The following is a 26,584-nucleotide window of genomic DNA, read 5'->3' on the forward strand; positions in this document are numbered from 1 at the left end:
GGGGGGGGGGGGGGGGGGGGGGGGGGGGGGGGGGGTGGGGGGGAAGAGAGAAGGGAAGGGAAGGTTGTAAACCGTCCGCCCCGCGACGGCAGAAAGGGAAGGTCAGACGCCCAGCAGGCGCCAGATCGCGGCGGCCCGCCGCGAGGTCTCGGTGCCGTCCGGCCCGTCGGTGGGCTGGAGCGCGGCCACCGCGGCGGTCACCTCGGCGGGGCCGGCCAGCGGGCGGGCCGCGGTCAGCGCCTCGGCCTCGGCGGGCAGCAGGCCGGCCTCGGTCAGCGCCGCGGCGGCCTCGGCGGCGGGCAGCGCGTCGAACCAGCGCAGCGCGAGGGCGGCGCGGCCGGCCTCGGTGAGCTTGCCGGTCAGCCGCAGGCGGGCCAGGCCGCCGTCCGGGTAGACGTTGATCCGCACGTGGGTGGCGGTCCGGCCGGCGGTCAGCCGCAGCCGGTGCCGGGTGTCCGGCTGCAGCCGGGTGCGCGGCAGGATCTCGAACCACCCGTCGGCGTCGGTAGCCGGGTCACCGCCGGCCGAGGCGTCGTACCCCACCAGGTCGGCCCAGCCGGGGGCGTTGGCGACGAAGTGGGTGGTGTCCACCTCGACGGCCAGGACCTCGCCGCCCCCGGCCAGGGCGATCTGTACCCAGTCGTTGGCCTTGTCGCGCCGACGCCGGGTCTCCCAGCCCTCGCCCATGACGGAGGCGCGACCGGGAGCGTTCAGGTTGTGCGGGGAGGAGAAGTAGCGGTCGGAGGCCGCCTCGGCGACGCCGCCGAACTCCTGGGCGGCCAGGTCGAAGGTGAGCCCGTCCAGGTCGCGCGGGTCCGGCAGCACCTCGCCGTGCACCCGCAGCCGGGCCACGCCGCCGTCCGGCCAGATGTTCAGCCGCACGTGGGTGTAGCGGGTCGGGTCGTCGACCTCGAACTGGTGCGCGGTGTCGCCGCGCAGCGCGGTGCGCGGCACCACGTCGACCCACTCGGCCGCGGCCAGCTCCTCGACCGAGGGGATGCCGGGTATCGAGGCGGCCTGCACCGAGCCGCTCTCCGGGTAGTTGCCGGTGAAGTGCGCGGTGTCCACGATCACGCCGTGGATCCGGCCGGCCACCCCGAGCCGGACCACGGCCCAGTCGTGGTCCTCGTCGGTCGGGTGCGGCTGCTGGGCGCTGATGCCGCGCCGGCGCTTGCTCTCCCAGCCGTCCATGATCTGGCCCTTGTGGCCGAAGGTGTGCGGGCGGAACTCGGCGGGCTTGGCGACCAGCAGGTTCTCCGCGTCGGCGAAGGTGTCCTCGTTGGTCGCCACCACGCCGGCGCCGAGCAGCCGGGAGGCCAGGTTGACCAGCTCGGTGAAGGGAGCGGCAACCTTGCTCTGACTGTCACTCATGTCGGGGTCGCTCCTCAGCGGTTGGAAAGGATCTGCCGGCCGAAGGGCGCGGCGTGCACGTCGACCACGCGCCCGCGCAGCCAGGTGGTGGTGACGGAGCCGGTCAGCGTCTTGCCGGCGTACGGGGTGACCGGGTTGCGGTGGTGCAGCCCGTGCGGGTCGACGGCGAACTCGGCGTCGGGGTCGAAGGCGACCAGGTCGGCGTCGCAGCCGACCGCGATCGCGCCCTTGGTGCCGGTCAGGCCGACCAGCGAGGCCGGGCCCTCGGACATCCAGCGGACCACGTCCGAGAGCGCGTGGCCGCGCCGGCGGGCCTCGGTCCAGATCGCCGGCAGGCCCAGCTGGAGCGAGGCGATGCCGCCCCACGCCGCGAGGAAGTCGCCGTTGCCGCCGTACTCCTTGAGCAGCTTGACGTCGGGGGTGGAGGGCGAGTGGTCGGAGACGATCCCGATGAACTCGCCGGCGGCCAGCGCGGCCCAGAGCAGGTCGCGGTTGGACTCGTCGCGGATCGGCGGGCAGCACTTGAAGGCGGTGTCGCCGTCCGGCACCTCCTCCGCGGCCAGCGTGAGGTAGTGCGGGCAGGTCTCCGCGGTCACCTGGACGCCGTCGGCGCGGGCCTGGGCGAGCAGCGGCAGCACCGCGGCGGAGGAGACGTGCAGGATGTGCACCCGGGCGCCGGTGCGGCGCGCGGTGTCGAGCAGCCGGGCCACCGCGGCGGCCTCGGCGTCGTCGGGCCGGGAGGCCAGGAAGTCGCGGTAGTGCACGCCGGGGGTGTGCGGGGCGGCGTCCAGCACCGCCGGGTCCTCGGCGTGGATGATGGCGAGCGCGCCGATCCGGGCCTGCTCGGTGAGCGCGGCCTCCAGGTCGGCCTGCTCGACGTGCGGGAACTCGTCGACGCCGGACGGGGCGAGGAAGCTCTTGAAGCCGAACACGCCGGCCCGGTGCAGGCCTTCGAGGTCGCCGGTGTTGCCGGGGACGGCGCCGCCCCAGAAGCCGAGGTCGACCCAGGCCTGGCCCTCGGCGATCTTCCGCTTGATCTCCAGGCCGGCCACCGTGGTGGTGGGCGGGATGGAGTTGAGCGGCATGTCGATGATCGTGGTGACGCCGCCGGCCGCGGCCGCCCGGGTGGCGGTGGCGAAGCCCTCCCATTCGGTCCGGCCGGGCTCGTTGACGTGCACGTGGGTGTCGACCAGGCCGGGCAGCAGGGCGGTGTTGCCGAGGTCGATGAGCTCGGCGAGCTGGGCGTCACCGGCGAGCAGCGAGCCGTGGGCGGCGATCTGCTCGATCCGGCCGTCCCGGATCAGCACGTCGGCCGGGCGTTCGCCGTCGGGGAGGACCACACGACGGGAGCGGATCACCGCGGTCGACTGCTGCATCAAGACCTCCGGACTCAACTGCTGCGGTGGGGATGGCTCGGAGCCTAGGCCCGCCTTCAACAAAACGTCAATGTAGGAAAATACGATGAACTCTTCGGGAGCGGAAGAGGGCGGACGGCCCCCCGAGCGGTCCGGCCCAGCGCCCGTCGAGCAGGTGCTCAGCGCCCCGCGAGCAGCTCCCGGGCCAGCGTCTCGCCGGCCAGCTCGGCCAGCTCGGCCGCCTTGGTGATGCTGTCGCCGGGCTGCTCGGCCAGGTCCACCAGCGCGTAGGCGGCCGCGAAGCCGGCCCCGCGCCACTCGTCCTCGGCCAGTTCGAGACGACCCGCCACAGCGGCCACCGGAACCCCCGCCCCGGTGGCCGCCGCGGCGACACCGGCGGGGGCCTTGCCGTGCAGTGTCTGCGCGTCCAGGCATCCCTCACCGGTCACGACCAGGCGTGCCCCACGCACGGCCTCGTCGAAGCCCAGCAGCTCGAGCAGCAGCTCGATGCCGGGCCGCATGGTGGCGCCGAGCAGGGCCAGGGCGGCGAAGCCGACCCCGCCTGCAGCCCCGGCGCCGGGGGCGTCACGGAAGTCTTCTCCGGTGCTCGTGCGCACCAAGTCGGCCCAGCGGGTCAGGCCCTCCTCCAGGACGACCAGGTCCTCGCCCTCGGCCCCCTTCTGCGGGCCGTAGACGGCGGTGGCACCGCGAGCGCCGAGCAGCGGATTGTCGACGTCGCAGGCGACCACGACCTCCACCCCGCTCAGCGTGTCGGCCAGCGAGCCCGGGTCGAGGCGGTGCAGCCGGCGCAGGGCCGCACCGCCGGGCGGCAGTTCGCCGCCCTGGGCGTCGTAGAGGCCCACGCCGAGCGCCTGCACCATGCCCGCACCGCCGTCGGTGCAGGCACTGCCGCCCAGGCCCAGCACGATCCGCTTGGCGCCGAGCGCCACCGCCCGGCCGATCAGCTGGCCGACCCCGTAGGAGCCGGCCGCGAGCGGAGCGGTGCGGCCGCCGGGGAGCCGGGCCAGGCCGGAGGCCTGGGCGAGCTCGACCACGGCGACCTCGCCCTTGACGGCGATCGCGGCGTCCACCGGCAGCCCGGTGGGACCGGCCACCTTGGCCGGGATCCGGGTGAACCCGGCGGCCAGTGCGGCAGCCAGGGTGCCCTCGCCGCCGTCGGCGACCGGCAGCTCGCGGACCTCGACGCCGGGGACCACCCGGCGGATGCCCGCGGCCAGCCGCGCGGCGACCTCGGCACCCTCCAGGGTGCCCTTGAACTTGTCGGGAGCTACGACCACATGGCCCTGAGTGGGGGTGGCGGGCATGGTGCGGGCCTCACTTCCGAAGAGCTGGTGGTCTTTCGATTCTGCGCGCCCGGACCGTGCGAACGTTCGCGACCGGTAGCCGGGGGACGGCCCCCTCCCCGCCGTTCCTCCCGTCCCGCTTCCGACGTACGGGAGGCTCCCCTCGGCGAGGGAGGGGGCCGGGCGGTGCAACGTACGACCGAAGTACGCGGCACCGCCGGTTGGCACGATCAGCGGGTGGGGATTTGCCCCGGCCGGGAGCCGGGGTGGATGAGCCCCACGCCCACCCGCTGATCGAAAGTGCCCTCCTGGTGGCGCGGGCACGACCGGACAGGTACACGCCACCAGGAGGAGTCTTCAGGGCGGGGCGAGGCCTTACTTGACCTCGCGGCCCGCGAGCCGCTCCACGCCGCGCAGCAGCGCCGAGTGGTCGAGCGAGCCGTCGCCGTTGGCCCGGGCCGAGGCGACCAGCTGGGCCACGGTGGCACCCAGCGGCAGCGGGGCGTCCACCGCGCGGGCGGCGGCGGTGACGATGCCCATGTCCTTGTGGTGCAGGTCGATCCGGAAGCCCGGGGCGAACTCGCGGTTGAGCATGTTGCCCTTCTTGCGGTTCAGCACCGTGGAGCCGGCCAGGCCGCCCGCGAGGACGTCGAGCGCGGCCTCCAGGTTCACGCCGGCGTTCTCCAGGAAGACCACGGCCTCGGCCACGGCCTCGATGTTGATCGCGACGATCAGCTGGTTGGCAGCCTTGACGGTCTGGCCGGCGCCGGCCGGGCCGACGTGGATCACCGTGGTGCCGAGCGCGTCGAAGAGCGGCTTGGCCTCGGCGAAGTCCTCGGCCGCACCGCCGACCATGATCGAGAGCACGGCCTCGATCGCGCCGGCCTCGCCACCGGAGACCGGGGCGTCCAGGGTGCGGACACCCTTCGCCTTGGCCGCGGCCTCGACCTTGATCGAGGTCTGCGGGGTGATCGAGGACATGTCGATCACCAGGGTGCCGGCGGCCACGTTCTCCAGCACGCCGCCCTCGCCGAGGATGACCTGCTCGACGTGCGGGTCGGCCGGGACCATGGTGATGACGACCTCGGCGTCCTTCACCGCGTCCGCGATGCTGCCGGCGCCGTGGCCGCCGGCGGCCACCAGGGCGTCGATGGCGGCCTGCTCCAGGTTGAAGCCGGTGACGTCGTGGCCGGCCTTCACCAGGTTGATGGCCATGGGCTTGCCCATGATGCCGAGGCCGATGAAGGCGATCTTACGGGAGGCGCTCATCGCGTCGATTCCTTTGGTACGAGGGGAGGTTGGGGAGGTTGCGGAGCCGGGCTCAGTTGGCGCGCAGCTCGCGCGGCAGCCACTCGAAGCTCTCGGCGCTGACGCCGGTCGAGGGGCGGTACTCCAGGCCGATCCGGCCCTGGTAGCCGGCGGCCGTCAGGCGGGCCAGCAGGTCCTCGAAGTCGAGCGTGCCGGTGCCGGGCTCGTTGCGGCCCGGGTTGTCGGCGATCTGCACGTGGCCGATCCGGTCGGCGTAGTCGTCGATGACCGCGACCAGGTCCTCGCCGTTGACGGCCAGGTGGTAGAAGTCGCAGAGGAACTTGGCGTTGCCGAGGCCGGTGGCCGCGTTGATCCGGTCGACCACCTCGACGGCGGCCTTCGCGGTGTGCAGCGGGTAGTCCGGGGCGTCCACCTTGTTCAGCGCCTCGATCAGCAGGATCGCGCCGATCGAGTGGGCGGCCTGGGCGGCCCGGGACAGGTTCTCCAGCGCGAGGGCGTCCTGCTCCTCGGCGGACACGCCGTCCACCCGGTTGCCGTAGATGGCGTTGAGCGCGCCGGTGCCGAGCGACTCGGCGAGGGCCACGGCGGCGGGGATGTTCTCGCGGAACCGCTCGCTCTCGGCCGGGACCGAGGCGGTGCCCTTGGCGCCCACCGACAGGTCGTCGAGGAAGTTCAGGCCGACGAGCTGCACGCCCGCGTCGGTGAAGGCCTTGCGCAGCGCGTCCAGCTCGGTCTCGGACGGAGTGGTCTCGGTGCCGAAGGGCCACCACAGCTCGGCCTTGCTGAAGCCGGCGGCGGCCGCGGCGGCGGGGCGCTCCAGGAGCGGCAGTTCGCTGAACAGGATCGACAGGTTGATCACGTAGCTGTGCTCGGAAGCGGCTGTCACGTCCCTCACCTTTCACTTCTCCGTCTGTTCGGCCGCCCCGGAGGACCCGGTCCGACCGAACCCCTTTTTCCATGATGCGGAAGAGGGATTTTGCTTGATGGAAGCTTGCCACGTGCCCCTCAGGCAGTGTCAAGGCCCCTGCAACAGTTTGTTGAAACCACCTGGACGGCTTCCGTTCCGCCCCCTCCCACCTGGAGCTTCGCTCGCTAGAGTGAGCTGGTGCGATTGATGGTGGAGTTCACGACAGAACCGTTCGAACTGGTCAACTTCCCGGACCACGCGGCCGCCGCCCGGCGGGTGGTGGACGAGGCGGGCCTGGCCGTCTCGGTCGGCCCGTTCGGCACCAGTGCCGAGGGCGAGGCCGAGCAGGTGCTCGCCGCGGTCTCCCGACTGCTGCACGACTCCCTGGACGCCGGTGCCAACCGGATCTCCTTCCAGGTGAGCGTCGTCCCCGAAGCCGACCCCGAAGCCGACCCTGACGCCGAAGCCGGCCCCGAGTCCCCCGAAGGAGTGGGTACGCAGTGACCGACGCCCTGGAACACCCGCTCACCCGAGCGATAAAGCCCCTGCTGGACGCCGTCGGCGCCACCGCCCTGCAGCTCGACGAGGCCAAGCCCGACGACGTGGTGCTGGACTGGGAGGGCGAGCCGGCCGTGGCCGTCCGCCTGCCCCACCTGAGCAGTGCCCTCGACCGACTGCTGGCCGAGATGACCCGCCAGTTCGACGGCCGCCCGCTCACCGAGCTGGACCGGCTGGAGAAGCAGCGGGTGGTCGCCCTGTTGGAGGAACGCGGCGCCTTCACCGTGCGGCACGGTGTGGAGACGGTCGCGTCCGCGCTGGGCGTCAGCCGCTTCACGGTGTACAACTACCTGAACCGGCAGGTCGACGGAACCAAGTCGAACTGACCCCGGCAACCGCCCCCGATACCGCCGGGGAAAGACCCCGGCAGACCGGCTGACCAGGCAAGTCTCGCCGAGCGCCGAGCCGGGCACACTTGGCGGATCACACACGAATGCGGGCGAAGACCGCCGACGGTTCGAAACGTAACCACCAAGGGTTCAACAAACTGTTGACGGCCGGGGGTGGTGGATCTAGCTTGTGCGGGTGGCACCACTCTTCAGGAGGTCCACCCGTGACCAACCACCCCCACGCGTCAGTTGACGCAGCCGGCGCCCTGACGGCGCTGGCGGCGGCCCCGGCCGCCGAGCTGGAACCGACCCTGTTGGAGGTCTGCTCCAGCCCCACCTGGGCCGCCGCCGTCGCCGGCAGCCGGCCCTGGTCCGACCGAGAGGCCCTGCTGGCCGCCAACGCGGCCGCGATGGCCGATCTCACGGTCGCCGACCTGCAGGACGCGATGGCCGGCCACGCCCGGATCGGCAAGCCCAAGTCGGGCGACGCCACCTCCGAGCGCGAGCAGGCCGGCATCCAGGGAGTGGACCAGACACTCCTCGACGAGCTGCACGAGGCCAATGCCGCCTACGAGGCGAAGTTCGGCCACGTGTTCCTGATCTGCGCCACCGGGCGCACCGCGGCCACCATGCTCGCCGCGCTGCGCGAGCGCTTCCCGAACGACGCGGCCACCGAGGCCGAGATCGTCCGGGGCGAGCTGCGCAAGATCAACGACATCCGGCTCAACCGCCTCCTGGACGAGCCGGCATCCTGACGGCGCGTCCGCCCGACGATCCGTCACTCCTGCCACCAGTAAGGTCACTTCCGCCATGACTGGCATCTCCACCCACGTGCTCGACACCAGTCTGGGCCGCCCTGCCGAGGGCGTCCCGGTCGAGCTCGCACTCACCACCGAGGGTGGCTGGACGGTGCTCGGCACCTCCGCCACGGACTCCGACGGCCGGGCCAAGGACCTGCCGGCCGTGGAGGCGGGCTCGGTCGTCCGGCTCCGCTTCGACACCGCTGCCTACTACGCGCAGAAGTCGAGCGAGACGCCGTTCTTCCCCGAGGTCTCGATCGTCTTCACGGTCGCGCCCGCGCAGCACCACTACCACGTGCCGCTGCTGCTGAACCCCTTCGGATATTCCGTCTACCGCGGAAGCTAGACAGCAAGGAGCCGACGATGGCCCACGTGCTCGGTCAGAACCAGTACGGCAAGGCGGAGAACCGCATCGTCCGGGTCTACCGTGACAGCACCCGTCACGAGATCAAGGACCTGAACGTCTCGGTCTCCCTCCAGGGCGAGTTCGAGGACGTTCACCTCACCGGTTCGAACGCCAACTGCCTGCCCACCGACACCACCAAGAACACCGTCTACGCCTTCGCCAAGGAGTACGGCATCGAGTCGGCGGAGGCGTTCGGCATCACGCTCGCCCGCCACTTCGTGAAGGACACCGAGCGTGGCGTGGTGCACAGCGCCCGGATCCGGCTGGAGGAGTACTCCTGGAGCCGGATCAAGACGCCGGACAACACCTCGCGGTTCATCGGCTCGGAGGAGGTCGGCCACTCCTTCGTCCGTGACGGCGGCGAGGTGCGCACCTGCGAGGTGGTCTACAACGGCGACACCGACACCGTCCAGGTGATCTCCGGCCTCAAGGACCTGATCGTGATGAACACGACCAACTCCGAGTTCTGGGGCTACATCAAGGACAAGTACACCACCCTGCAGGAGGCCTACGACCGGATCCTGGCCACCCAGGTGACGGCCCGCTGGAAGTACTCCTTCGACGGCCGCGACGGCCAGGCCCAGCCCAACTGGAACCGCTCCTACCAGCACGTGCGCCGCCACATGCTGGAGGCCTTCGCGGAGACCTACTCCTACTCGCTGCAGCAGACGCTGCACGCGATGGGCACCCGGGTGCTGAACAACCGCGCCGAGGTGGACGAGGTCCGCCTGGAGCTGCCGAACAAGCACCACTTCCTGGTCGACCTGGAGCCGTTCGGCCTCAAGAACGACAACGAGGTGTACTACGCCGCGGACCGGATGTACGGCCTGATCGAGGGCACCGTGCACCGCGAGGGCGTCACCCCGGTCATCCCGGTCGCCTGATCCGATGACCGCCGCTCCGTACCGCGACCTCCCCCGGCCCAAGGCGGCCGGCCGGTGCGGAGCGCCCGGCAGCACCCGCTTCACCTGCTTCTCCACCCCCACCCACCGGAGATCGCGCTCGCCTCACGGCGGCCGGCCCGGGGAGCTGGAGATCCAGCCCGAGGGATTCTTGCACCGCCGTCCCGCCCTCGGGACAGCTCCGGCACCACGGGCGCGCCGAGAGCCACGAGCACCAGAGGAGCTCGACATGGCACTCCGCTCCACCAGCAGTACCGACGGCGGTTCCACCCAAGCAGGACCGGCACGGTCTGACGATCGGTCAGCAAGCCTCCCCGACACGTCGTCAGACCGTGCGGTCCACCCCGTGGACGAGCTGCTGAGGCCGGTCGAGCTAGTCGGGACCGGACTGCAGCACGTCGCCGCGATGTACGCGGGCGTGGTCGCGCCCCCGCTCATCGTCGGCGCCGGCGTCGGGCTCCGGCCCGCCGAGCTCGCCCTGCTGATCTCGGCCAGCCTGTTCACCGCGGGCCTGGCCACCCTGTTGCAGACCCTGGGCGTCTGGCGGATCGGCGCCAGACTGCCCTTCGTCAACGGCGTCTCCTTCGCGGGTGTGGCCCCCATGCTCGCCATCGCCAAGGAGCACGCGCCCAAGGACGCCCTCCCGGTGGTCTTCGGCGCGGTGATCGTCGCGGGAGCCCTGTGCTTCCTGGCGGCGCCGTACTTCAGCCGGCTGGTCCGGTTCTTCCCGCCCGTCGTGCAGGGCACGGTGATCACCCTGATCGGGGTGTCGCTGCTGCCGGTGGCGGTGAACTGGTCCCGCGGCGGCGAGACCCCGGGCGCACCGGGCTACGGCTCGATGCACGCGATCGGTCTGGCCGCCCTCACCCTGGCCGTCGTGGTGCTCCTCAACCGGGTGCTGCGCGGCTTCTGGCAGCAGCTCTCGCTGCTGTTCGGCCTCGCGATCGGCACCGCGCTGGCCTTCCCGCTGCACCTGGCCGACTTCGGCGCGGTGCAGGACGCGAAGCTGTTCGCACTGCCCGACCCGTTCCACTTCGGCCACCCGGTCTTCGACGCCGCGGCGATCGTCTCGATGTGCATCGTGATGGTGGTCTCGATGACGGAGTCCACCGCCGACATGCTGGCGCTCGGGCAGATCGTCGACCGCCCGGCCGACGAGCCGACCCTGGCGGCCGGCCTGCGCGCCGACGGCCTGGCCACCGCGCTCAGTCCGGTCTTCAACGGTTTCGCCTGCAGCGCTTTCGCCCAGAACATCGGGCTGGTGGCGCTGACCAGGATCCGCAGCCGATTCGTGGTGGCGGCCGCCGGTGGGATCCTGATCCTGCTGGGCCTCTTCCCGGTCCTCGGCTCGGTGGTCTCGCTGGTGCCCCAGCCGGTGCTCGGCGGCGCCGGGATCGTGCTCTTCGGCACGGTCGCCGCCAGCGGCATCCGGACCCTCGGCGAGGCCGGCCTGGAGTCCGGCCCCAACGCCATCCTGGTCGCGGTCTCGCTCGGCGTCGGCATCGTCCCGATCGCCGCGCCGACCTTCTACGACGCCTTCCCGGAGGCCGTCCGGACGCTGCTGCAGTCGGGCATCTCGGCCGGCTGCGTCTCGGCCGTCCTGCTCAACCTGCTCTTCCACCACCTGGGCGCCCGCTCCAGAGCAACTCAGCCCTCCCCCACTCCCTAGGAGTCACCATGGCAGTCCAGCCCCCGCCCGCCGACCAGCGGATCGTGATCGAGAACGTCGCGGTCGCCACCGTCGACGCCAACGACACCGAGTACGCCCGCGGCCACGTCGTGATCAAGGGCAACCTGATCGAGTCGGTCGGCAACGGCCCGGCGCCGGCCTGGCTGGACAACGTGGTGCGCCGGATCAACGGCGAAGGCCACCTGGTCACCCCGGGCCTGGTCAACACCCACCACCACTTCTACCAGTGGATCACCCGGGGGCTGGCCCAGGACAACATCCTCTTCGACTGGCTGGTCGCGCTCTACCCGACCTGGGCCCGGATCGACGACCAGCTGGTGCACGCCGCCAGCCTCGGCTCGGCCGCCGCGCTGCTGAAGTCCGGCTGCACCACCGCGAGCGACCACCACTACGTCTTCCCCAAGGACGGCGGCGACATCCTGGGCGCCTCGATCGAGGCCGTCCAGTCGCTCGGCCTGCGCTTCACCGCGCTGCGCGGCTCGATGGACCGCAGCAAGAAGGACGGCGGCCTGCCGCCGGACCACGCGGTGGAGACCACCGAGGACATCCTGATCGCCTCCGAGGCGGCCGTGGACAAGTGGCACGACTCCTCCTTCGGCTCCATGCTGCACGTCGCCATCGCCCCCTGCTCGCCGTTCTCGGTCTCCACCGAGCTGATGCGCGAGGCCGCGCTGCTGGCCCGCCGCAAGGGCGTGCGGCTGCACACCCACGGCTCGGAGACGGCCGAGGAGGAGCAGTTCTGCAAGGAGCTGTTCGGCATGGGCCCGACCGACTACTTCGAGTCCACCGGCTGGCTGGGCGAGGACGTCTGGATGGCGCACTGCGTCCACATGAACGACTCCGACATCGCCAAGTTCGCCGAGACCGGCACCGGCGTGGCGCACTGCCCCTCCTCCAACGCCCGCCTGGCGGCCGGCATCGCCCGGGTCCCGGACATGCTGAAGGCCGGCGTCCCGGTCGGCCTGGGCGTGGACGGCACCGCCTCCAACGAGTCCGGCGAGCTGGGCACCGAGCTGCGCAACGCGCTGCTGATCAACCGTCTGCACGGCCGCCCGGACGCGCTGACCGCGCGCAGCGCGCTGCGCCTGGGCACCATGGGCGGCGCCCGGGTGCTCGGCCGGCAGCACGAGATCGGCTCGATCGAGGTGGGCAAGCTCGCCGACCTGGCGCTGTGGAAGATCGACGGCATCATGCACTCCTCGATCGCCGACCCGGTGGCGGCGCTGACCCTCGGTGCGCTGCCGCCGCTGGCCGCGCTCTTCGTCAACGGCAACGCCGTGGTCGAGAAGGGCCAGCTGACCACCGTCAACGAGGACCAGATCGCGCTGGCCTGCGCCCGCGCCGCCAAGGAACTCGCCGCGCGCGGCTGACCGGTTCCCCCAATGATCTCCGGGCCGCCCAGGGACGGTGCGTGACCCGGACTCCACCCGGCCGTTCCCGGCCGGGTGGACCGCAGCCCCGGACCCACGGCGAGGGTCCGGGGCTGTGGCGTGCCGTCACACCGGTGCCGGGGCTGTGACACGACGGGCGGCGAGGCACCGTAGGTTACTGCTGTTCAGTTCCACTGACCGGACACCGCTCCTCGACCGGCCGAAAGAGACCCTATGACCACCGTGGGCCCGGCGATTCCCGCTGCCCGTCTGCCCGTCGCCGCACTGCGCCACCCGGTGGTCGCCGCCACCCTGCTGGCCGCCGTGCTGCACGTGATCTGGGCCGTGGCCCTGGCCAACGACTCCGGCGACCTGGCGGCCCAGTACGCCTGGACCGAGTTCACCCGTCAACACCCGGACGCGGCCTACAACCTGTCCTGGTACGGCGGCATCCACACCGCCTCGTACAGCGTGCTGTCGCCCTACCTGATGGGCCTGCTCGGGGTGCGGACCACGGGGGTGCTGGCCGGCACCGCCTCCGCGGCGCTGGCCGCCACCCTGCTCACCCGGGCCGGTCTGCGCCGCCCGCTGGCCCCCGCGCTCTGGACCGCCTTCGCCCTCTGGTGCGACGTCGCCTCCGGTCGGGTGACCTTCGCCATCGGGGTGGCCTTCGGCCTGGCGACCGCGGTGGTCGCGTTCACCCGCAGCGGCCCGCGGCTGCGCGGCACCGCCCTGTTCGCGCTGTCCGCGCTCGCCACCATGGGCAGCCCGGTGGTCGGGCTCTTCCTGGAGGTGGCCGCCGCCGCGCTGCTGTTCACCGGGCGCCGCCGGGACTGCTACCCGCTGGCCGCCGCCCCGGTCGTGGTGGTGGCCGGTACCTCGCTGCTCTTCCCGTTCTACGGCGTGCAGCCCTTCGACTGGTGGGCGGCCGCGCCGGTGGTGGCGGCCGCGCTCGCGGTGGCCTGGCTGGTGCCGGACGGCTGGGCGGCGGTGCGCCGGGGCGCGCTGGTCTACTCGCTCGGGGTGGTGCTGGTCTGGCTGATCCCCTCGCCGGTGGGCAGCAACGTGGAGCGGCTCAGCCTGCTCTTCTCCGGCACCGCGCTGCTCGCGGTGCTGTGCGAGGTCCGGCTGCCGCGGCGGCGGGCGCTGCTGGTGGCGGTCGGGTTCGTCTCGGTGGCCTGCTGGCTGGCCGGCCGCACCCTGGGCGACCTGCTGGTGACCGTCCCGGTGGCCAAGGCGGCGGCCGACGGCAAGGCGCTGATCAGCGAGCTGCACGCGGTCGGGGCCGACCGCACCCGGGTCGAGGTGGTCCCGCTCGCCTCGCACTGGGAGGCCAGCGGGGTGGCGCCGTACGTGGACCTGGCCCGCGGCTGGAACCGGCAGGCCGACGTCACCCGCAACCCGCTCTTCTACACCGCCAAGCTGGCGCCGGCCGACTACCACGCCTGGCTGCAGCGCTGGGGGGTGGGCTTCGTGGCGCTCTCCAGCGACCGGCCGGACGACGCGGCGGTGGAGGAGGCGGCGCTGGTCTCGGCCGGACAGCCCTGGCTGCAGCCGGTCTGGCAGCACGGCAGCTGGCAGTTGTTCAGGGTCGCCGACGCCACCCCGCTGGCCGCGCCGCCGGCCGTGGTGCAGCAGGCCGGTCCGGCCGCGCTGACCGTGCAGGTGCCCGCCGCCGGGCCGGTGCACCTGCTGCTGCCGTGGTCGCCCTGGCTGGGCATCGCCGGCGACCACGACGGCGACGACGGCTGCCTGGCCCAGGCCGGCGACTGGACCACGCTGTACGCCGCCGAGCCGGGCACCTACCGGATCACCGGCACCTACTCGCTGTCCCGCGGCGCGCCCTGCAAGGCCGGGATCGCCAAGGGGAAGTGACGGGCCCGGGGAAGTGCTGGGGCCCGGCGGGCGGAGCGGCCCGGCCGGGCGAACGGAAGGGCCCGTCGACTCCGCGCGGAGTCGACGGGCCCTTCGCCGTCAGCGGAGTGACTCCGCGAACCGTCAGACCTTGAGGGTCTTGATGGCGGTCGGGGCGTGGCCGGGCTCGGTGGCCAGCTCCTCCCACTCCTTGACCGCGCTGATGTCCTGGGTCGGGCTCATCGAGATGTTGGTGACCCGCTCCAGGATCGCCTCGACCACGACCGGCACCTGGAACTCGGCGGCGAGCTTCTTGGCCTGCTCGAAGGCGGCGCCCAGCTCGTTCGGGTCGGTGACCCGGATCGCCTTGCAACCCAGGCCCTCGACGACCTTGACGTGGTCCACGCCGTAGACGCCCAGCTCCGGGGAGTTGATGTTCTCGAACTCCAGGTTGACCTGGAAGTTGATGTCCAGGCCGACCTGCGCCTGGCGGATCAGGCCCAGGTAGGCGTTGTTCACCAGGACGTGGACGTAGGGCACCTTGTGCTGGGCGCCGACGGCCAGCTCCTCCAGCATGAACTGGAAGTCGTAGTCGCCGGAGAGCGCGACGACCGGGGTCTCGCGGTCGGCGGTCGCGACGCCGATGGCGGCCGGGATGGTCCAGCCCAGCGGGCCGGCCTGGCCGCAGTTGATCCAGTGCCGCGGCTTGTAGACGTGCAGCATCTGCGCGCCGGCGATCTGCGAGAGGCCGATGGTGGTGACGTAGCGGGTCTCCGGCCCGAACGCCTTGTTCATCTCCTCGTAGACCCGCTGCGGCTTCATCGGGATGTTGTCGAAGTGGGTGCGGCGCTGCAGGGTGGCCTTGCGCTCCTGGGTCTCGGCGATCCAGGCGCTGCGGTCGGGCAGCTTGCCGGCGGCCTTGAGCTCCTTGGCGATCTCGACGAAGAGCTGCAGCGCGGCCTTGGCGTCCGAGGCGATGCCGTAGTCCGGGGCGAAGATCTTGCCGATCTGGGTGGGCTCGATGTCCACGTGGACGAACTTGCGGTCGCCGCGGTAGACGTCCAGCTTGTAGCCGGTGTGGCGGTTGGCCCAGCGGTTGCCGATCCCGATGACGGTGTCCGAGGCCAGGAGGTTCTCGTTGCCGTAGCGGTGCGAGGTCTGGACGCCGACCATGCCGGCGTTCAGCTCGTGGTCGTCCGGCAGCACGCCCCAGCCCATCAGGGTCGGGATGACCGGGGTGCCGGTCAGCTCGGCGAACTCGACCAGCAGCTCGGCGGCGTCGGCGTTGATGATGCCGCCACCGGCGACGATCAGCGGGCGCTCCGCCTCCAGCAGGAAGTTGATCGCCTTCTCGGCCTGGGCCCGGGTGGCGGCCGGCTTGTAGACCGGCAGCGGCTCGTAGGTCTCCGGGTCGAACTCGATCTCGGTCAGCTGGACGTCGATCGGCAGGTCGATCAGGACCGGGCCGGGACGGCCGGAGCGCATCAGGTGGAAGGCCTGCTGGAAGACGCCGGGGACCTGGGCGGCCTCCAGCACGGTGGTGGCGGCCTTGGTGACGGGCTTGGCGATCGAGGCGATGTCGACGGCCTGGAAGTCCTCGGTGTGCAGCTTGGCGACCGGGGCCTGGCCGGTGATGCACAGGATCGGGATCGAGTCGGCGATCGCCGAGTAGAGGCCGGTGATCATGTCGGTGCCGGCCGGACCCGAGGTGCCGATGCAGACACCGATGTTGCCGGCCTTGGTGCGGGTGTAGCCCTCGGCCATGTGCGAGGCGCCCTCGACGTGGCGGGCCAGCGTGTGCCGGATGCCGCCGCCCTCCTTGAGCGCCTTGTAGAAGGGGTTGATCGCGGCGCCCGGCACGCCGAACGCGACCTCGACGCCTTCGCGCTTGAGGATCTCAACTGCCGCGTGGGCGGCTGTCATTCGAGGCATCGGGTTACTCCTGCGTCGGCTCGTATTCCACGATACGGAATATTGCTTTTAGGATGCGAAATAAAGGTAGGGCGCAGCCCGACAGAGCGTCAAGGGTTTCGCCCGCCCATCTTCAACAACTCGTTGAAGGTCCGGCCATTGGCGATCCCACCAGGAGTGGGCCCGCGACCTGCCGACTCTTCGGAGCGAACCCACCATTCGTATACGCACCCATAGGTGCGAAAGGGCGCCGGGCGGGACCTGCCCACCCGGCGCCTCCACCGCTGCCCGAGGCCGCGAGCCGGCCGCCGGCCGCACCCCCGGGGGTCTGCGTCAACCCCGCCGGCTCAGCCCCGCCGGCTCAGCCCCGCGGGCGCAGCCCGTCGGCGACCAGCTCGACCATCCGGGCCAGCGGCACCAGGACGCTCTCGCCACCCCAGTCCCCCGAGGCCAGCACCGCCGCGTGCACCAGCCGGAGCACCTCGATGGTCTCCAGGTCGGCCCGCGCGGTGCCGGCCGCCTTGGCGTCAGCCAGCACCGCGCCGGCCGTGCCGACGATCCGCTCGCGCAGCTCCGACATCAGCTCCCCGTCGCGCGCGTAGGCGGCCGAGAGCAGCGTCTTGAGCTCGGTGCAGGCCCCCCAGTGCTCGGCCAGCAGCGGCAGCCAGGCGTAGAGCGCCGTGCCGGGGGCGCGCTCCGCGAGCAGCTGCTCCGCCTGCGCGCAGGCCTCCTCCAGCCCGGCCCGGTAGACCGCGGCCACCAGCTCCTCGCGGACCGGGAAGTGCCGGTAGAGGGTGCCCGCGCCGACCCCGGCCCGCTTGGCGATCTCGTCCATCGAGGCGCTGGCGCCGCGCTCGGCGAAGGCCGCCGCGGCCGCCTCCAGCAGCCGCTCGTAGTTCCGGCGGGCGTCGGCGCGCATCGGACGACCTGCGGGCATGGGAACTCCTCTTGTAAAGCGGAGAGGCTCTCCGTATCTTATGGACAGTCAGGCGGAGGAACTCTCCGATTATCTCGCCAGGGAGCCCCAGATGACAGTCCTGTCAACGGCATCCAACACCCCACCCGGCACCGAGCGCGGCTCAGGGCCGCTGCTGGCCGTCCTGGTCGGCGCCTACCTGATGGTGGCCGTGGACGCCACCGTGGTGAACGTCGCGCTGCCCAGCCTGCAACGCCGGTTGCACCTCTCGCCCACCGGGCTCTCCTGGGTCCCGAACGCCTACTCACTGGCGTTCGGCGGCTTACTCCTGCTCGGCAGCCGGATCGGCGACCGGCTCGGGCGCCGGCGCACCTTCGGCACCGGCGTGCTGCTCTTCACCCTGGCCTCGCTGCTCGGCGGCCTGGCCCCGACCAGCGGCTGCCTGCTGGCCGCCCGGGCCCTGCAGGGCGTGGGCGCCGCCCTGAGCACCCCGAACGTGCTGGCGCTGATCGCCACCAACTTCCCCGAAGGCCGGGCCCGCAACCGGGCGATCGGCCTCTACTCCGCCGCCGCCAGCGCCGGCGCCTCGATCGGGCTGGTTCTCGGCGGGCTGCTGACCAGCTGGCTCTCCTGGCGCTGGTCCCTGCTGATCAACGTGCCGATCGGCTTCGCGGTGGCCGCCGCCGCACCCCGGCTGCTCACCGAACCGCCGCGCCACCAGGGCTCGTTCGACGTCCCGGGCGCGGTCACCGGGACGCTGGGCAGCACCGCGCTGGTCTACGGCTTCGTGCAGGCCGCCCAGCAGGGCTTCGGCGACCGCTGGGCGCTGGCCGCCTTCGCGGCCGCGGCGGCGCTGCTGGCCGCCTTCGTCCTGGTCGAACTGCGGGCCGCCGACCCGCTGCTGCCGATCGAGCTGCTGCGCGACCGCGGCCGGGTCGGCGCCTACCTCAACCTGCTGCTCATGCCGGCCGGCATGTTCCCGGCCTTCTTCTTCCTCACCCTGGTCTTCCAGCAGGTGCTGCACTACAGCGCGCTGCGCACCGGGGTGGCCTTCCTGCCGATGACGCTGGCGATGTTCGCCACCGTCCGGCTGCTGCCCGGCCGGCTGGGCCGCACCGGGACCCGGCCGCCGCTGATCGCCGGCGCCCTGCTCCTGCTGCTCGGCGGGGTGTGGCTGGGCGTGCTGCCGGAGCACGGCGGCTACCTCGGCACGCTGCTCGGACCGCTGCTGCTGCTCGGGTTCGGCGCCGGGCTCTCCTTCCTGCCGCTGAGCGTGCAGGTGCTCAGCGGGGTCAGCCCGGCCCGCTCGGGTGCGGCGGCCGGGCTGCTGCAGACCCTGCAGTGGACCGGCGGCACGGTGGGCAACGCGGTCCTGGTCGCGCTCTACGGCTCCGGGCTGCGGCACGGCGGCGGCAGCCCGACCCACCGTCAGGTGCACGGGCTGGACCTGGCCTTCAGCGGCGGCGCGGCGATCACCGGGCTCGGGCTGCTGGTCGCGGTGCTGCTGATCCGGGAGCGGGGCGCGGCCGCACCCACCGACCAGGCGGCGGCGCGCCCGGCCGATCAGAAGGTGCGGCCCAGCGTGGCCAGGTAGGCGCGCCAACCGCCGAGCTCGGTGATCTCCTTGTGCACGTCGCGCGCCAACTCGCCCTGGCGCAGCACCATCGAGAACGCCGGGCTGCCGTCGGCCAGCTTGATCACGCCGAACTCCAGCTCCGGCGGCTCGCCCGGCAGCACCACGTCGCGCAGCAGCTCCAGGCTCACCTCGTAGAGTTCGCCGGCTATCGCGGTGTCGACCGACGGGTCGGGCAGCAGGCCGGGGCAGACGTCGCGGATCGAGAAGAAGCGGTGGCCGGGTGCGGTGGACACCTCACCGAGGAAGGGCGAGTCACCGAGCAGCGGGTGGAACTCGCCGCCCCGCATCGCCTGACCGTTGAGGAACATCCGGACCATGGGTGGCACCTTTCAGAGCGGCCCGGGCAGCCGGGAGCGGCCCGGGCGGAGGAACGCCCGGGCAGCATGGGGCCGCCCGGGCGGACAGCGCACGGTCCACCAGGGAGTGTTCGTCCCGGCGGACCGTACGAAACGGCAGTAAGCGCTCAGCCGAGCCGCGCGTAGCCTGGCAGCGTCAGGAAGTCGACGAAGTCCTCGGCGAGCGCGACCTGCTCGAAGAGGTCGCGTGCCTCGGCCCACCGGCCGGCCGCGAACGCCGCGTCACCGACCTCGGCCTCGATCGCCACCATCTCCTCGGCGATCAGCTTGCGGGTCAGCTCGGCGGTGGCCTTCTCACCGGTGTCGGCGAGCACCACGCCGTTGTGGATCCACTGCCAGATCTGCGAGCGGGAGATCTCGGCGGTGGCGGCGTCCTCCATCATGTTGAAGATGCCGACCGCGCCCAGCCCGCGCAGCCAGGCCTCGCAGTAGCGCAGGCCGACGGCGACCGCGTTCTGCAGGCCCGCCTCGGTGCAGGAACCGCCGGCCCCGGCGATGTCCAGCAGCTCGGCGGCGGCGACCGGCTCGGCCGGGCCCGGGTTGTCCTTCTGGTTGGGCGCCTCGCCGAGCACCGCGTCGAAGCAGGCGCGGGCGACCGGGACCAGGTCGGGGTGGGCGACCCAGGAGCCGTCGAAGCCCAGGCCGGCCTCGCGCTCCTTGTCCGCCTTGACCTTGGCCAGCGCGGCGGCGTTGACCTCGGCGTCCTTGCGGCTGGGGATGAAGGCGGCCATGCCGCCGATCGCGTGGGCGCCGCGCTTGTGGCAGGTCTGCACCAGCAGGCGGGCGTACGCGGCCATGAACGGCGAGGTCATGCCCACGCTGTTGCGGTCCGGCAGGATGTACTTCTCGCCGGCGTCACGGAAGTTCTTGACGATCGAGAACAGGTAGTCCCATCGCCCCGCGTTCAGGCCGGCCGCGTGGTCGCGCAGCTCGTAGAGGATCTCGTCCATCTCGAAGGCGGCCATGACGGTCTCGATCAGCACGGTGGCCCGGATGGTGCCGTGCTCGATGCCGAGCGTGCGCTGGGCGTGCGTGAAGACGTCGTTCCAGAGCCGCGCCTCCAGGTGGCTCTCGGTCTTCGGCAGGTAGAAGTAGGGTCCGGAGTTCGGGTCCGCCTCGCCCTTGGCCAGCAGCCGCGCGGCGTTGTGGAAGAAGTACAGGCCGAAGTCGAAGAATGCGCCGGCCACCGGTACGCCGTCCACCATCAGGTGGTTCTCGTCCAGGTGCCAGCCACGCGGGCGCACCACCACGGTGGCGAGCTCCGCGGCGGGCTTGAGCTTGTACTCCTTGCCCTCGGGGGTGGTGAAGTCGATCCGGCCCTCGTAGGCGTCGATCAGGTTGACCTGGCCGGAGACCACCGCGTGCCAGGTCGGCGAGGTGGCGTCCTCGAAGTCGGCCAGCCAGATCTTGGCACCGGAGTTGAGGGCGTTGATCACCATCTTGCGGTCGGTCGGCCCGGTGATCTCGACGCGGCGGTCCTGCAGGGCCCGCGGCGCCGGGGCCACCGTCCAGTCGCCGGCCCGGATGGCGGCGGTCTCGGGGAGGAAGTCGAGGGTGCCGGCCTGGGCGATCTCGGTCCGGCGGCTGTGACGGCGGGCGAGGAGTTCCTGGCGCCGGCCTTCGAAGGCCCGGTGGAGGCCGACCACGAAGGCGACCGCCTCGGGCGTGAGCACCTCCTCCGCCCGGGGGACACGCGGGCCGGCGACAGTGACGACCGGAGCGGGAGCGGTGGCCGGGGCATCCCCCGACGGAAGGCTGGCGGACGGTCCCTGGTCGGTAGCCATGGGCAGGACACTCCTTGGCGTAGCGCTGGTGTAGGGAGCCCCGGTGGAGGCTTCCCTCGGTTGATCTGACCCACCTACTGGCGAGTTCGATTCTGTAAGGTGGACCCTAGTTTCCGCGATACAGAATTTCAACGGTTTGTTGAGGTAGATCGCTGGGACTCTACTCCTCCCCCGACAGCAAAGGGAATGCCGGTGGCCAGCACCCCCGCCGCAGCTTCGACCGGAACCGAGCGAGCCTCCGCAGGCAGCGTGCAGTCGGTCGAGCGCGCCTTCCAACTCCTCGAAGCACTCGCCGACGCGGGCGGCGTGGCCACCCTCAGTGAGCTGTCCACCACCTCCGGCCTGCCGATGCCGACCATCCACCGACTGGTTCGTACCCTCGCACAGCAGGGGTATGTCCGCCAGGACACCGCGCGCCGCTACACCCTGGGCCCGCGGCTGATCCGGCTCGGTGAGACCGCCGGGCGCCTGCTGGGCAGCTGGGCCCGGCCCTACCTGGCGGAGCTGATGGAGGCCACCGGCGAGACCGCCAACCTCGCGGTGCTGGAGGGCGGCGAGGTGGTCTACGTCGGCCAGGTGCAGTCGCGCCGCTCGATGCGGATGTTCACCGAGGTCGGCCGCCGGGTCCAGCCGCACTGCACCGGGGTCGGCAAGGCGCTGCTCGCCCAGCTGCCGAGCGACGAGGCCCGCGCCGTGCTGGGCACCCAACCGCTGCCCGCGCACACCGAGTTCACCGTCACCGACGTCGACGAGCTGTTCGCCCAGCTGGCCGTGGCCCGGGAGAACGGGTACGTGGTGGACGACCAGGAGCAGGAGATCGGGGTGCGCTGCATCGCGGTCGCGGTGCCGGGCGCACCGACGCCCACCGCGCTCTCGGTCTCCGGCCCCGAGGCGCGGATCCGGGCCCTGGAGGAGCGCAGCGGCGCCTCGGGCCTGGTGCTGGTGATGCGCCAGATCGCGGAGCGGCTGGGTGCGGTTCTGGCTCCCTGAGCAGCCGTCAGAAGACGGCAGTGGCCCGGATCCTGGTGGATCCGGGCCACTGTGCTTCCGCGGCGTCAGTGGTAGACGCGCACGTAGTCCGCGGCGAAGCTGATCGGGGCCGAGCCGCTCGGCGCCGGGTGGTACTGGCCGGCGCTGATCGACAGGTTGAGGATCAGGTAGGCGGAGAAGTTCGCGCCCACGCCGGTGTTGTCGGAGAACACCTTCACGCCGTTGACGTAGTAGTCGACGGAGTTGGCGCCGTAGTAGGTGCCGATGGTCACCCACTGGCCCGCCTGGACGTTGCCCGCGTCGGTCCAGTACTTCTGCGCGAAGTTGACGTGGTTGGTCAGCTCCAGCAGGTTCGGGTTGTCCGGGTGGTACTCGAAGGAGTCGATCTCGTTGTTGCCGGCCGGCGAACCGTTGCTCTGCCAGGTCCACAGCGCCGGCCAGGCGCCGGGCGCGGACGGCAGCTGCACCCGGGCCTCGGCGTAGTCGCCGGTCTTCACCTGGAAGCCCTGGCCGCTGCCCTCGGTGGTGAGCAGCCCGGTGGTCCAGGCCTGCTTGCCGTTCTCCAGGGTGTTCGAGGACGGCTGGGCGGTGAAGGTGGCCACGCCGTTCGCCACCGAGACGTCGGCGGGGTCGATCCAGTCGAGCTTGTTGTCGTTCGGGTTGTGGGTGCCGTACTGGTACGAGCTGCTGGAGGTGTCGTTCCACTTGCCGCTGTCCAGCGGGCCGTTGAACTCGTCGGACCAGATGAGCGACTGGCCGGGGACGGGGGAGCCCGCGGGGGCCGGGGCGGGGGCCGGCGTGGGGGTGGGGGTCGGCGCCGGAGTGGGGGTGGGGGTGGGCGCCGGTGCGGGGGCAGGGGTCGGCGCGGGGGCGGGAGCGGGCGCCGGGGCGTTGCCGACGGTGAGGGTCTGGCTCGGCAGGTCGTGCCAGGCGCCCGCCTGGTCCTGGTAGAAGCCGAACACGGTGTACGTGCCGCTCGCGAAGCTGCGCGCCCCGGTGTTCAGGGTCACGCCGCCCGGGCAGAGCTGGGGGTTGCTGAGGTTGCCGGGGAAGTCCAGGTTGTTCCCGGCGGCGTCGCGCACGCCCACGCCCACCGTCTTCACGGTGAAGCAGGAACTGGCGTGCAGCGCCAGCGAGGCGGTGGTGGAGGCACCGGCGGTGGCGGTGGTCGGGGTGAGCCGGTCCTGGGTCACGGTGGGCGTGCCGAAGGGCCAGCTCCAGGCCTGGGCCTGGCCGACCATCGGAACGGCGAGCAGGCCGAGGGCGCCGGCGAGGACGCCGAGGCGGGCAGGGGTGGCGGAAGGGATCACGGAGGTTCCTCTTGCGACGCCTGCGAGGTGAGCTGTCGGGTTCGGACCGCAAGGTGGCCCGGTCGGACGGCGCCGACGGCGCGTTCCCGACTTCACCCCGAGCCGCACCCCCACCCACCGTGACCGTCAACGGGCACGGGCGAGCGGGAGCTCGGCAGTACTGCCTGGGTCCCCCGCTCCTGCCTGGTGCGGTGCTCTGTGTCCGGCCCCCGGGCAGGCAGGACTCGGCGCCCCGACGGCTGGGCCCGCCGCTGGGGAGGCGAGCAGCCTGAAGGTTAGGCAGATGGTGTGATCATCATCAATGTCGCTCCAGTCACATCTCTTCACATCCGCCCCGAAACGGAAGGGAAGCAACGCACGTCCATCTCCTGAACCCCGCCCCAGTTACGTGGACATGAAGACTCTCCCTGACCTGCTCCCAGCGCCTTCCCAGCCATCTGTCAGGTCCCCCACACTGCTGCTCATGCAGACGTTTCTACGCGCGTTGAAGTCGCGTACCGCCTCCGTTGTCACCGTCGGCCTGCTCACCCTGGCCCCCACCGCCGTATTCGCCGGCTCCGCCCACGCGGACGTCAGCGGCAACATCTGCCAGTCCGCCCTCCCCAGCCAGGCGGACGACACCCTCAACCTGATCGCCCAGGGCGGCCCGTTCCCGTACTCCGAGGACGGCGAGACCTTCCAGAACCGCGAGGGCGTGCTCCCCAGCGAGCCGTACGGCTACTACCAGGAGTACACGGTCGTCACCCCGGGCGCCCCGACCCGCGGCACCCGCCGGATCATCACCGGCCAGGACGGCTCGGACTACTACACCTCGGACCACTACGCGTCGTTCTACCTGATCGACACCACCTGCTGAGTCCGGCCCCCACACCGCTGCCCGGCGCCCGCGAAGACGGCTGCCGGGCAGTGCCGCGTCCGGGCCCTGGGTACCGGCCGGCCGCCGGGGCAGCCCTCCGGGCAGCTGTCGGGGACAGCTGTTTCGGGACTGTTTCGGGCAGCGCACTGGCCCGCGGTTCCGGAACCGTGGGCCAGTGGGTGCCTAGGGCAGATTCGGGGTTGGTGGGCCGTCCTCCGCGAGGTCGGGGATCAGTGGGCCGGAACGTCGGGTGGCACGGTCGGCAGCTGATCGGCGCCGTTCGCGGGGCGGCCGCGCGGGGTCCGCTGTGCCGGGCGGTGCCCGCTGTCGGTTGGACACGTCCCGCCCCGGGGGGCGTGCCGTCCACGGTGTGCAAAACCGGTGGACGCGATCCCTGGTTCACCGTGGAGCCGCCTGATCGCCGGTACCCCCTGGGCTCCGCGGCGCCGGTGCCCGGCTGCCGGATCTGACGCGGACCGCCTGCGGGCCCCGGGGTTCGTCTCCTCCGGGTGGGTCGAGCGGCCGCCGTCGCTGGGGTTCGTCTCCTCCAGCTCCCCCTCCCTCACCTCCATCGTCTCACCGAGGTCAAGGCGCCACCGGTCGGGCGGTGCCGGTCACCGGCCGCCCGCGTCGCGCCAGGCAGCGGCGGCGGCGACCCGGCTGTGGACCCGGAGCTTGGCGTAGGCGTGTTCCAGGTGCTTGTCCACGGTCCGGGCGGAGACCGCGAGGCGGTGGCCGATCTGCCGGTCCGTCAGGCCGCGGGCGAGCAGGTCGAGCACGGCGGACTCGCGCGCGGTGAGCGGGGCGAGGTCGGTGGCGGGCGGTGGCAGCGGTGGGGCGAGCCGGCCGAAGGCGTGGCCCAGCCGGGTGCGCAGCAGGGTGGCGGAGTCCAGGTCCCGGTCGGGGAAGTCGCTGCCGGTCCGGTTGACGATCATCGCCACGGTGCGCCGCCCGCCCGTGGTCCAGCCGGCCGGGAAGGCCATCGCCAGCTGGTACTCGATGCCGGTCGGGCCGAGCACCTCACCATAGGTGCCCAGCCGGTGGTACTCGGTGCGGGACTGCAGGTCGCTGCGGCGCACCGGGACGCCGCTGCCGCCGTTGGTGTGCGCGAAGAGCGGGTCGGCCGGGGCCTCGCGGAAGAAGTCGGCCAGCGCCCCGGGGGTGAAGAGAGCGGCGGGCAGGGTCAGCGGGTGGCGGCCGCCGGGGGTGCGGATGGACCAGGTGAGGCTGTCGCCGGGCACCGCGCGGAGCAGCAACGGGAAGAGCGCCGGCAGGAGGGTCTCCTCGTCGACGGCGTCGAGCAGCAGGTCGATCACGGCGCAGATCCGCCGCAGCCCGGCCTCCCCGGACGGAGTCACGCAACGAGCGTGCTCCCGTCGGGGAGGCCGGGTCAAGCCGGGCCCCGACAAACCCGGCCGGGCGGCGACCGCCGGGCCCAGAGGCGGTCGAGGAGGGAGGTAGCAGGAGGTGGGAGGGGAGGCCGCGGGGCGGCAGCGGTCTCAGCGGGAGCCGGGGTCTCAGCGGGAGCCGGGGTCTCAGCGGGAGGCGGCGTAGACCCGGTTGATCGGACTCTCGGCCGCCAGCTTCCAGTGGTGCAGCCCGGCCTTGTCGGCCAGCGAGCGCATGGCCGCCTCACCCGCGTGGTTGCCCAGCGCCTCCGGTCCGTGCTGGGCCAGCGCGGAGGGCAGGCAGACCGCGACGGAGGTGGACACCAACGCCCGACCGATCGGGTTGACGTTCTCCAGCAGCTCGCCGGAGGCGTTCGGCTCGACGATCATGCAGGTGCCGTCCTGGGCCAGCGCCTCCTCCGCGTGGTGCAGCGCGGTGCCGGGGTCGCCCATGTCGTGCAGGCAGTCGAAGAAGGTGATCAGGTCGTAGCCGCCGCCCGGGAAGTCCTGGGCGGTGGCGACGTCGAAGTCGACCCGGTCGGCCAGGCCCTGCTCGGCGGCCAGCTCCCGGGCCCGCTCGATCGAGGGCCGGTGGAAGTCGAAGCCGTGGAACCGGGAGTTCGGGTAGGCCTTGGCCATCAGCATGGTCGACCAGCCGTAGCCGCAGCCCACGTCGGCGACCTCGGCGCCGCTCTGCAGCTTGCGCTCGGTGCCGTTCATCGCCGGGATCCACTGCGGGACCAGGGCGCCCGCGTAGCCGGGCCGGAAGAACTTGGCGGTGCCGGCGAACAACGCGTCGCTGTGCTCCTCCCAGCCGACCCCCCGGCCGGTGCGGAACGCCTCCATCAGCAGGTCCTCGGTGCCGTAGGCGGCCTGCATCAGGGTGAAGAAGCCGGCCAGGTAGGTGGGCGCGGTCGGGTCGGCCAGCACCGCGGCGTGCTCGTCGGGCAGCAGGTAGGTCTCGGTGTCCGCGTCGTACTGCACGTACTCGCCGGCGACCTGGGCGGCCAGCCACTCGCGCAGGTAGCGCTCGTGCAGGCCGGTGCGCTCGGCGAGCTGGGTGCTGGTCAGCGGGCCGGCGCCCGCCATCGCGGTGTACAGGCCCAGGCGGTCGCCGAGCGAGGTGCTCAGCCCGGCCATGGCGGCTCCGGCGTCGGTCACCACCCGGCCCAGGAACTCCATCATCCGGTCCTCGTCGACGGCCATCGGGTCCACCTCCTCGGGTGCCCGTGGTGCGTGGCGCCGCCCGGCGCCCCCACCACCACTCGGCAGCACCACTCCAGCAGACCCGCGCCGCCCCGGGCCATACGGGATTCTCCGTA

General features: G+C 72.3%; 23 protein-coding genes and 1 riboswitch. Of the genes, 11 read left to right on the forward strand and 12 right to left on the reverse strand.

Going from position 1 to position 26,584, the window contains the following annotated elements; translation table 11 throughout:
- Window positions 1-102: 102 nt before the first annotated feature.
- The 5 genes from alc to ACQRUO_RS14510 all read right to left on the reverse strand — a co-directional run bounded on the left by alc (window position 103) and on the right by ACQRUO_RS14510 (window position 6,194).
- Complete coding sequence (alc, locus tag ACQRUO_RS14490) at window positions 103-1,371, reverse strand: allantoicase (RefSeq protein WP_428316290.1); 1,269 nt, start codon at window positions 1,369-1,371, stop codon at window positions 103-105.
- Window positions 1,372-1,385: 14 nt separating this feature from the next.
- Complete coding sequence (allB, locus tag ACQRUO_RS14495; protein ID WP_428316291.1) at window positions 1,386-2,747, reverse strand: allantoinase AllB; 1,362 nt, start codon at window positions 2,745-2,747, stop codon at window positions 1,386-1,388.
- Window positions 2,748-2,905: 158 nt separating this feature from the next.
- Complete coding sequence (locus ACQRUO_RS14500; RefSeq protein WP_428316292.1) at window positions 2,906-4,051, reverse strand: glycerate kinase; 1,146 nt, start codon at window positions 4,049-4,051, stop codon at window positions 2,906-2,908.
- A gap of 354 nt (window positions 4,052-4,405) precedes the next feature.
- The gene (locus ACQRUO_RS14505; RefSeq protein ID WP_428316293.1) at window positions 4,406-5,299 is read right to left on the reverse strand and encodes a 2-hydroxy-3-oxopropionate reductase; all 894 of its coding nucleotides are present in this window, start codon (window positions 5,297-5,299) and stop codon (window positions 4,406-4,408) included.
- A gap of 52 nt (window positions 5,300-5,351) precedes the next feature.
- Entirely contained in the window at window positions 5,352-6,194 is an 843-nt protein-coding gene (locus tag ACQRUO_RS14510; protein WP_428316294.1) for a hydroxypyruvate isomerase family protein, read from the reverse strand.
- A 219-nt stretch (window positions 6,195-6,413) separates the two neighbouring features.
- Here ACQRUO_RS14510 and ACQRUO_RS14515 point away from each other — a divergent pair, with 219 nt between their 5' ends.
- From ACQRUO_RS14515 to ACQRUO_RS14550, 8 genes are all read left to right on the forward strand, one after another.
- Window positions 6,414-6,710, forward strand: a complete 297-nt coding sequence (locus ACQRUO_RS14515; RefSeq protein WP_428316336.1) for a thiamine-binding protein — start codon at window positions 6,414-6,416, stop codon at window positions 6,708-6,710.
- Window positions 6,707-7,090, forward strand: coding sequence for a helix-turn-helix domain-containing protein (locus ACQRUO_RS14520; RefSeq protein ID WP_428316295.1), 384 nt, complete (start codon window positions 6,707-6,709; stop codon window positions 7,088-7,090). Before ACQRUO_RS14515 ends, ACQRUO_RS14520 begins: the two co-directional genes overlap by 4 nt.
- A 227-nt stretch (window positions 7,091-7,317) precedes the next feature.
- Window positions 7,318-7,848 carry a 2-oxo-4-hydroxy-4-carboxy-5-ureidoimidazoline decarboxylase gene (uraD, locus tag ACQRUO_RS14525; protein ID WP_428316296.1) on the forward strand — a complete coding sequence of 177 codons (531 nt, stop codon included), beginning with the start codon at window positions 7,318-7,320 and terminating at the stop codon, window positions 7,846-7,848.
- A 55-nt stretch (window positions 7,849-7,903) separates the two neighbouring features.
- Complete coding sequence (gene uraH / locus ACQRUO_RS14530) at window positions 7,904-8,239, forward strand: hydroxyisourate hydrolase (protein WP_428316297.1); 336 nt, start codon at window positions 7,904-7,906, stop codon at window positions 8,237-8,239.
- A gap of 17 nt (window positions 8,240-8,256) precedes the next feature.
- The gene (gene pucL, locus ACQRUO_RS14535) at window positions 8,257-9,183 is read left to right on the forward strand and encodes a factor-independent urate hydroxylase (protein WP_428316298.1); all 927 of its coding nucleotides are present in this window, start codon (window positions 8,257-8,259) and stop codon (window positions 9,181-9,183) included.
- 247 nt (window positions 9,184-9,430) lie between these two features.
- Entirely contained in the window at window positions 9,431-10,870 is a 1,440-nt protein-coding gene (locus ACQRUO_RS14540; protein WP_428316299.1) for a nucleobase:cation symporter-2 family protein, read from the forward strand.
- 8 nt (window positions 10,871-10,878) lie between these two features.
- Complete coding sequence (locus ACQRUO_RS14545) at window positions 10,879-12,261, forward strand: 8-oxoguanine deaminase (RefSeq protein WP_428316300.1); 1,383 nt, start codon at window positions 10,879-10,881, stop codon at window positions 12,259-12,261.
- A gap of 234 nt (window positions 12,262-12,495) precedes the next feature.
- Window positions 12,496-14,136 carry an MFS transporter gene (locus ACQRUO_RS14550; RefSeq protein WP_428316301.1) on the forward strand — a complete coding sequence of 547 codons (1,641 nt, stop codon included), beginning with the start codon at window positions 12,496-12,498 and terminating at the stop codon, window positions 14,134-14,136.
- 123 nt (window positions 14,137-14,259) lie between these two features.
- On the opposite strand, the gene gcl is transcribed toward ACQRUO_RS14550, so the two are convergent.
- A complete protein-coding gene (gene gcl / locus ACQRUO_RS14555; RefSeq protein ID WP_428316302.1) occupies window positions 14,260-16,047 on the reverse strand; it encodes a glyoxylate carboligase in 1,788 nt (595 codons plus the stop codon).
- A gap of 340 nt (window positions 16,048-16,387) precedes the next feature.
- The gene (locus ACQRUO_RS14560) at window positions 16,388-16,963 is read right to left on the reverse strand and encodes a TetR/AcrR family transcriptional regulator (RefSeq protein WP_428316303.1); all 576 of its coding nucleotides are present in this window, start codon (window positions 16,961-16,963) and stop codon (window positions 16,388-16,390) included.
- Between the two features lie 91 nt (window positions 16,964-17,054).
- Here ACQRUO_RS14560 and ACQRUO_RS14565 point away from each other — a divergent pair, with 91 nt between their 5' ends.
- Window positions 17,055-18,536 carry an MFS transporter gene (locus ACQRUO_RS14565; RefSeq protein ID WP_428316304.1) on the forward strand — a complete coding sequence of 494 codons (1,482 nt, stop codon included), beginning with the start codon at window positions 17,055-17,057 and terminating at the stop codon, window positions 18,534-18,536.
- Here the strand turns inward: ACQRUO_RS14565 and ACQRUO_RS14570 are convergent.
- Window positions 18,506-18,895, reverse strand: a complete 390-nt coding sequence (locus ACQRUO_RS14570) for an allophanate hydrolase-related protein (RefSeq protein WP_428316305.1) — start codon at window positions 18,893-18,895, stop codon at window positions 18,506-18,508. The two genes, ACQRUO_RS14565 and ACQRUO_RS14570, sit on opposite strands and share 31 nt — an antisense overlap.
- 146 nt (window positions 18,896-19,041) lie before the next feature.
- Window positions 19,042-20,718, reverse strand: a complete 1,677-nt coding sequence (aceB, locus tag ACQRUO_RS14575; RefSeq protein WP_428316306.1) for a malate synthase A — start codon at window positions 20,716-20,718, stop codon at window positions 19,042-19,044.
- Between the two features lie 186 nt (window positions 20,719-20,904).
- On the opposite strand from aceB, the gene ACQRUO_RS14580 reads away from it, so the two are divergent.
- Window positions 20,905-21,708: an IclR family transcriptional regulator gene (locus tag ACQRUO_RS14580; protein ID WP_428316307.1), complete on the forward strand. Its 804-nt coding sequence runs from the start codon at window positions 20,905-20,907 to the stop codon at window positions 21,706-21,708.
- Between the two features lie 65 nt (window positions 21,709-21,773).
- Here ACQRUO_RS14580 and ACQRUO_RS14585 read toward each other — a convergent pair whose 3' ends face one another.
- Complete coding sequence (locus ACQRUO_RS14585) at window positions 21,774-23,018, reverse strand: glycoside hydrolase family 16 protein (protein ID WP_428316308.1); 1,245 nt, start codon at window positions 23,016-23,018, stop codon at window positions 21,774-21,776.
- A 2-nt stretch (window positions 23,019-23,020) separates the two neighbouring features.
- Window positions 23,021-23,222: riboswitch (cyclic di-AMP (ydaO/yuaA leader) on the reverse strand.
- Window positions 23,223-23,481: 259 nt separating this feature from the next.
- Between ACQRUO_RS14585 and ACQRUO_RS14590 the strand changes: the two genes are divergently transcribed.
- Complete coding sequence (locus ACQRUO_RS14590; protein ID WP_428316309.1) at window positions 23,482-23,874, forward strand: ribonuclease domain-containing protein; 393 nt, start codon at window positions 23,482-23,484, stop codon at window positions 23,872-23,874.
- Window positions 23,875-24,488: 614 nt separating this feature from the next.
- Here the strand turns inward: ACQRUO_RS14590 and ACQRUO_RS14595 are convergent.
- A complete protein-coding gene (locus tag ACQRUO_RS14595) occupies window positions 24,489-25,232 on the reverse strand; it encodes a response regulator transcription factor (RefSeq protein WP_428316310.1) in 744 nt (247 codons plus the stop codon).
- A 177-nt stretch (window positions 25,233-25,409) separates the two neighbouring features.
- The gene (locus ACQRUO_RS14600; protein ID WP_428316311.1) at window positions 25,410-26,468 is read right to left on the reverse strand and encodes a class I SAM-dependent methyltransferase; all 1,059 of its coding nucleotides are present in this window, start codon (window positions 26,466-26,468) and stop codon (window positions 25,410-25,412) included.
- Window positions 26,469-26,584 lie beyond the last annotated feature (116 nt).

The sequence above is a fragment of the Kitasatospora sp. LaBMicrA B282 genome (assembly GCF_050325825.1).
GTDB lineage: Bacteria > Actinomycetota > Actinomycetes > Streptomycetales > Streptomycetaceae > Kitasatospora.

What these genes read in the sequence shown, in the direction of transcription:
- ACQRUO_RS14545 (WP_428316300.1), top strand. Translation starts at nt 10,879, where the DNA reads ATGGCAGTCCAGCCCCCGCCCGCCGACCAGCGGATCGTGATCGAGAAC.
- aceB (WP_428316306.1), bottom strand. Translation starts at nt 20,718, where the DNA reads ATGGCTACCGACCAGGGACCGTCCGCCAGCCTTCCGTCGGGGGATGCC.
- ACQRUO_RS14580 (WP_428316307.1), top strand. Translation starts at nt 20,905, where the DNA reads ATGCCGGTGGCCAGCACCCCCGCCGCAGCTTCGACCGGAACCGAGCGA.
- ACQRUO_RS14570 (WP_428316305.1), bottom strand. Translation starts at nt 18,895, where the DNA reads ATGGTCCGGATGTTCCTCAACGGTCAGGCGATGCGGGGCGGCGAGTTC.
- gcl (WP_428316302.1), bottom strand. Translation starts at nt 16,047, where the DNA reads ATGCCTCGAATGACAGCCGCCCACGCGGCAGTTGAGATCCTCAAGCGC.
- ACQRUO_RS14590 (WP_428316309.1), top strand. Translation starts at nt 23,482, where the DNA reads ATGCAGACGTTTCTACGCGCGTTGAAGTCGCGTACCGCCTCCGTTGTC.
- ACQRUO_RS14600 (WP_428316311.1), bottom strand. Translation starts at nt 26,468, where the DNA reads ATGGCCGTCGACGAGGACCGGATGATGGAGTTCCTGGGCCGGGTGGTG.
- pucL (WP_428316298.1), top strand. Translation starts at nt 8,257, where the DNA reads ATGGCCCACGTGCTCGGTCAGAACCAGTACGGCAAGGCGGAGAACCGC.
- ACQRUO_RS14540 (WP_428316299.1), top strand. Translation starts at nt 9,431, where the DNA reads ATGGCACTCCGCTCCACCAGCAGTACCGACGGCGGTTCCACCCAAGCA.
- ACQRUO_RS14500 (WP_428316292.1), bottom strand. Translation starts at nt 4,051, where the DNA reads ATGCCCGCCACCCCCACTCAGGGCCATGTGGTCGTAGCTCCCGACAAG.
- ACQRUO_RS14515 (WP_428316336.1), top strand. Translation starts at nt 6,414, where the DNA reads ATGGTGGAGTTCACGACAGAACCGTTCGAACTGGTCAACTTCCCGGAC.
- ACQRUO_RS14550 (WP_428316301.1), top strand. Translation starts at nt 12,496, where the DNA reads ATGACCACCGTGGGCCCGGCGATTCCCGCTGCCCGTCTGCCCGTCGCC.
- ACQRUO_RS14565 (WP_428316304.1), top strand. Translation starts at nt 17,055, where the DNA reads ATGACAGTCCTGTCAACGGCATCCAACACCCCACCCGGCACCGAGCGC.
- allB (WP_428316291.1), bottom strand. Translation starts at nt 2,747, where the DNA reads ATGCAGCAGTCGACCGCGGTGATCCGCTCCCGTCGTGTGGTCCTCCCC.
- alc (WP_428316290.1), bottom strand. Translation starts at nt 1,371, where the DNA reads ATGAGTGACAGTCAGAGCAAGGTTGCCGCTCCCTTCACCGAGCTGGTC.
- ACQRUO_RS14560 (WP_428316303.1), bottom strand. Translation starts at nt 16,963, where the DNA reads ATGCCCGCAGGTCGTCCGATGCGCGCCGACGCCCGCCGGAACTACGAG.
- uraH (WP_428316297.1), top strand. Translation starts at nt 7,904, where the DNA reads ATGACTGGCATCTCCACCCACGTGCTCGACACCAGTCTGGGCCGCCCT.
- ACQRUO_RS14505 (WP_428316293.1), bottom strand. Translation starts at nt 5,299, where the DNA reads ATGAGCGCCTCCCGTAAGATCGCCTTCATCGGCCTCGGCATCATGGGC.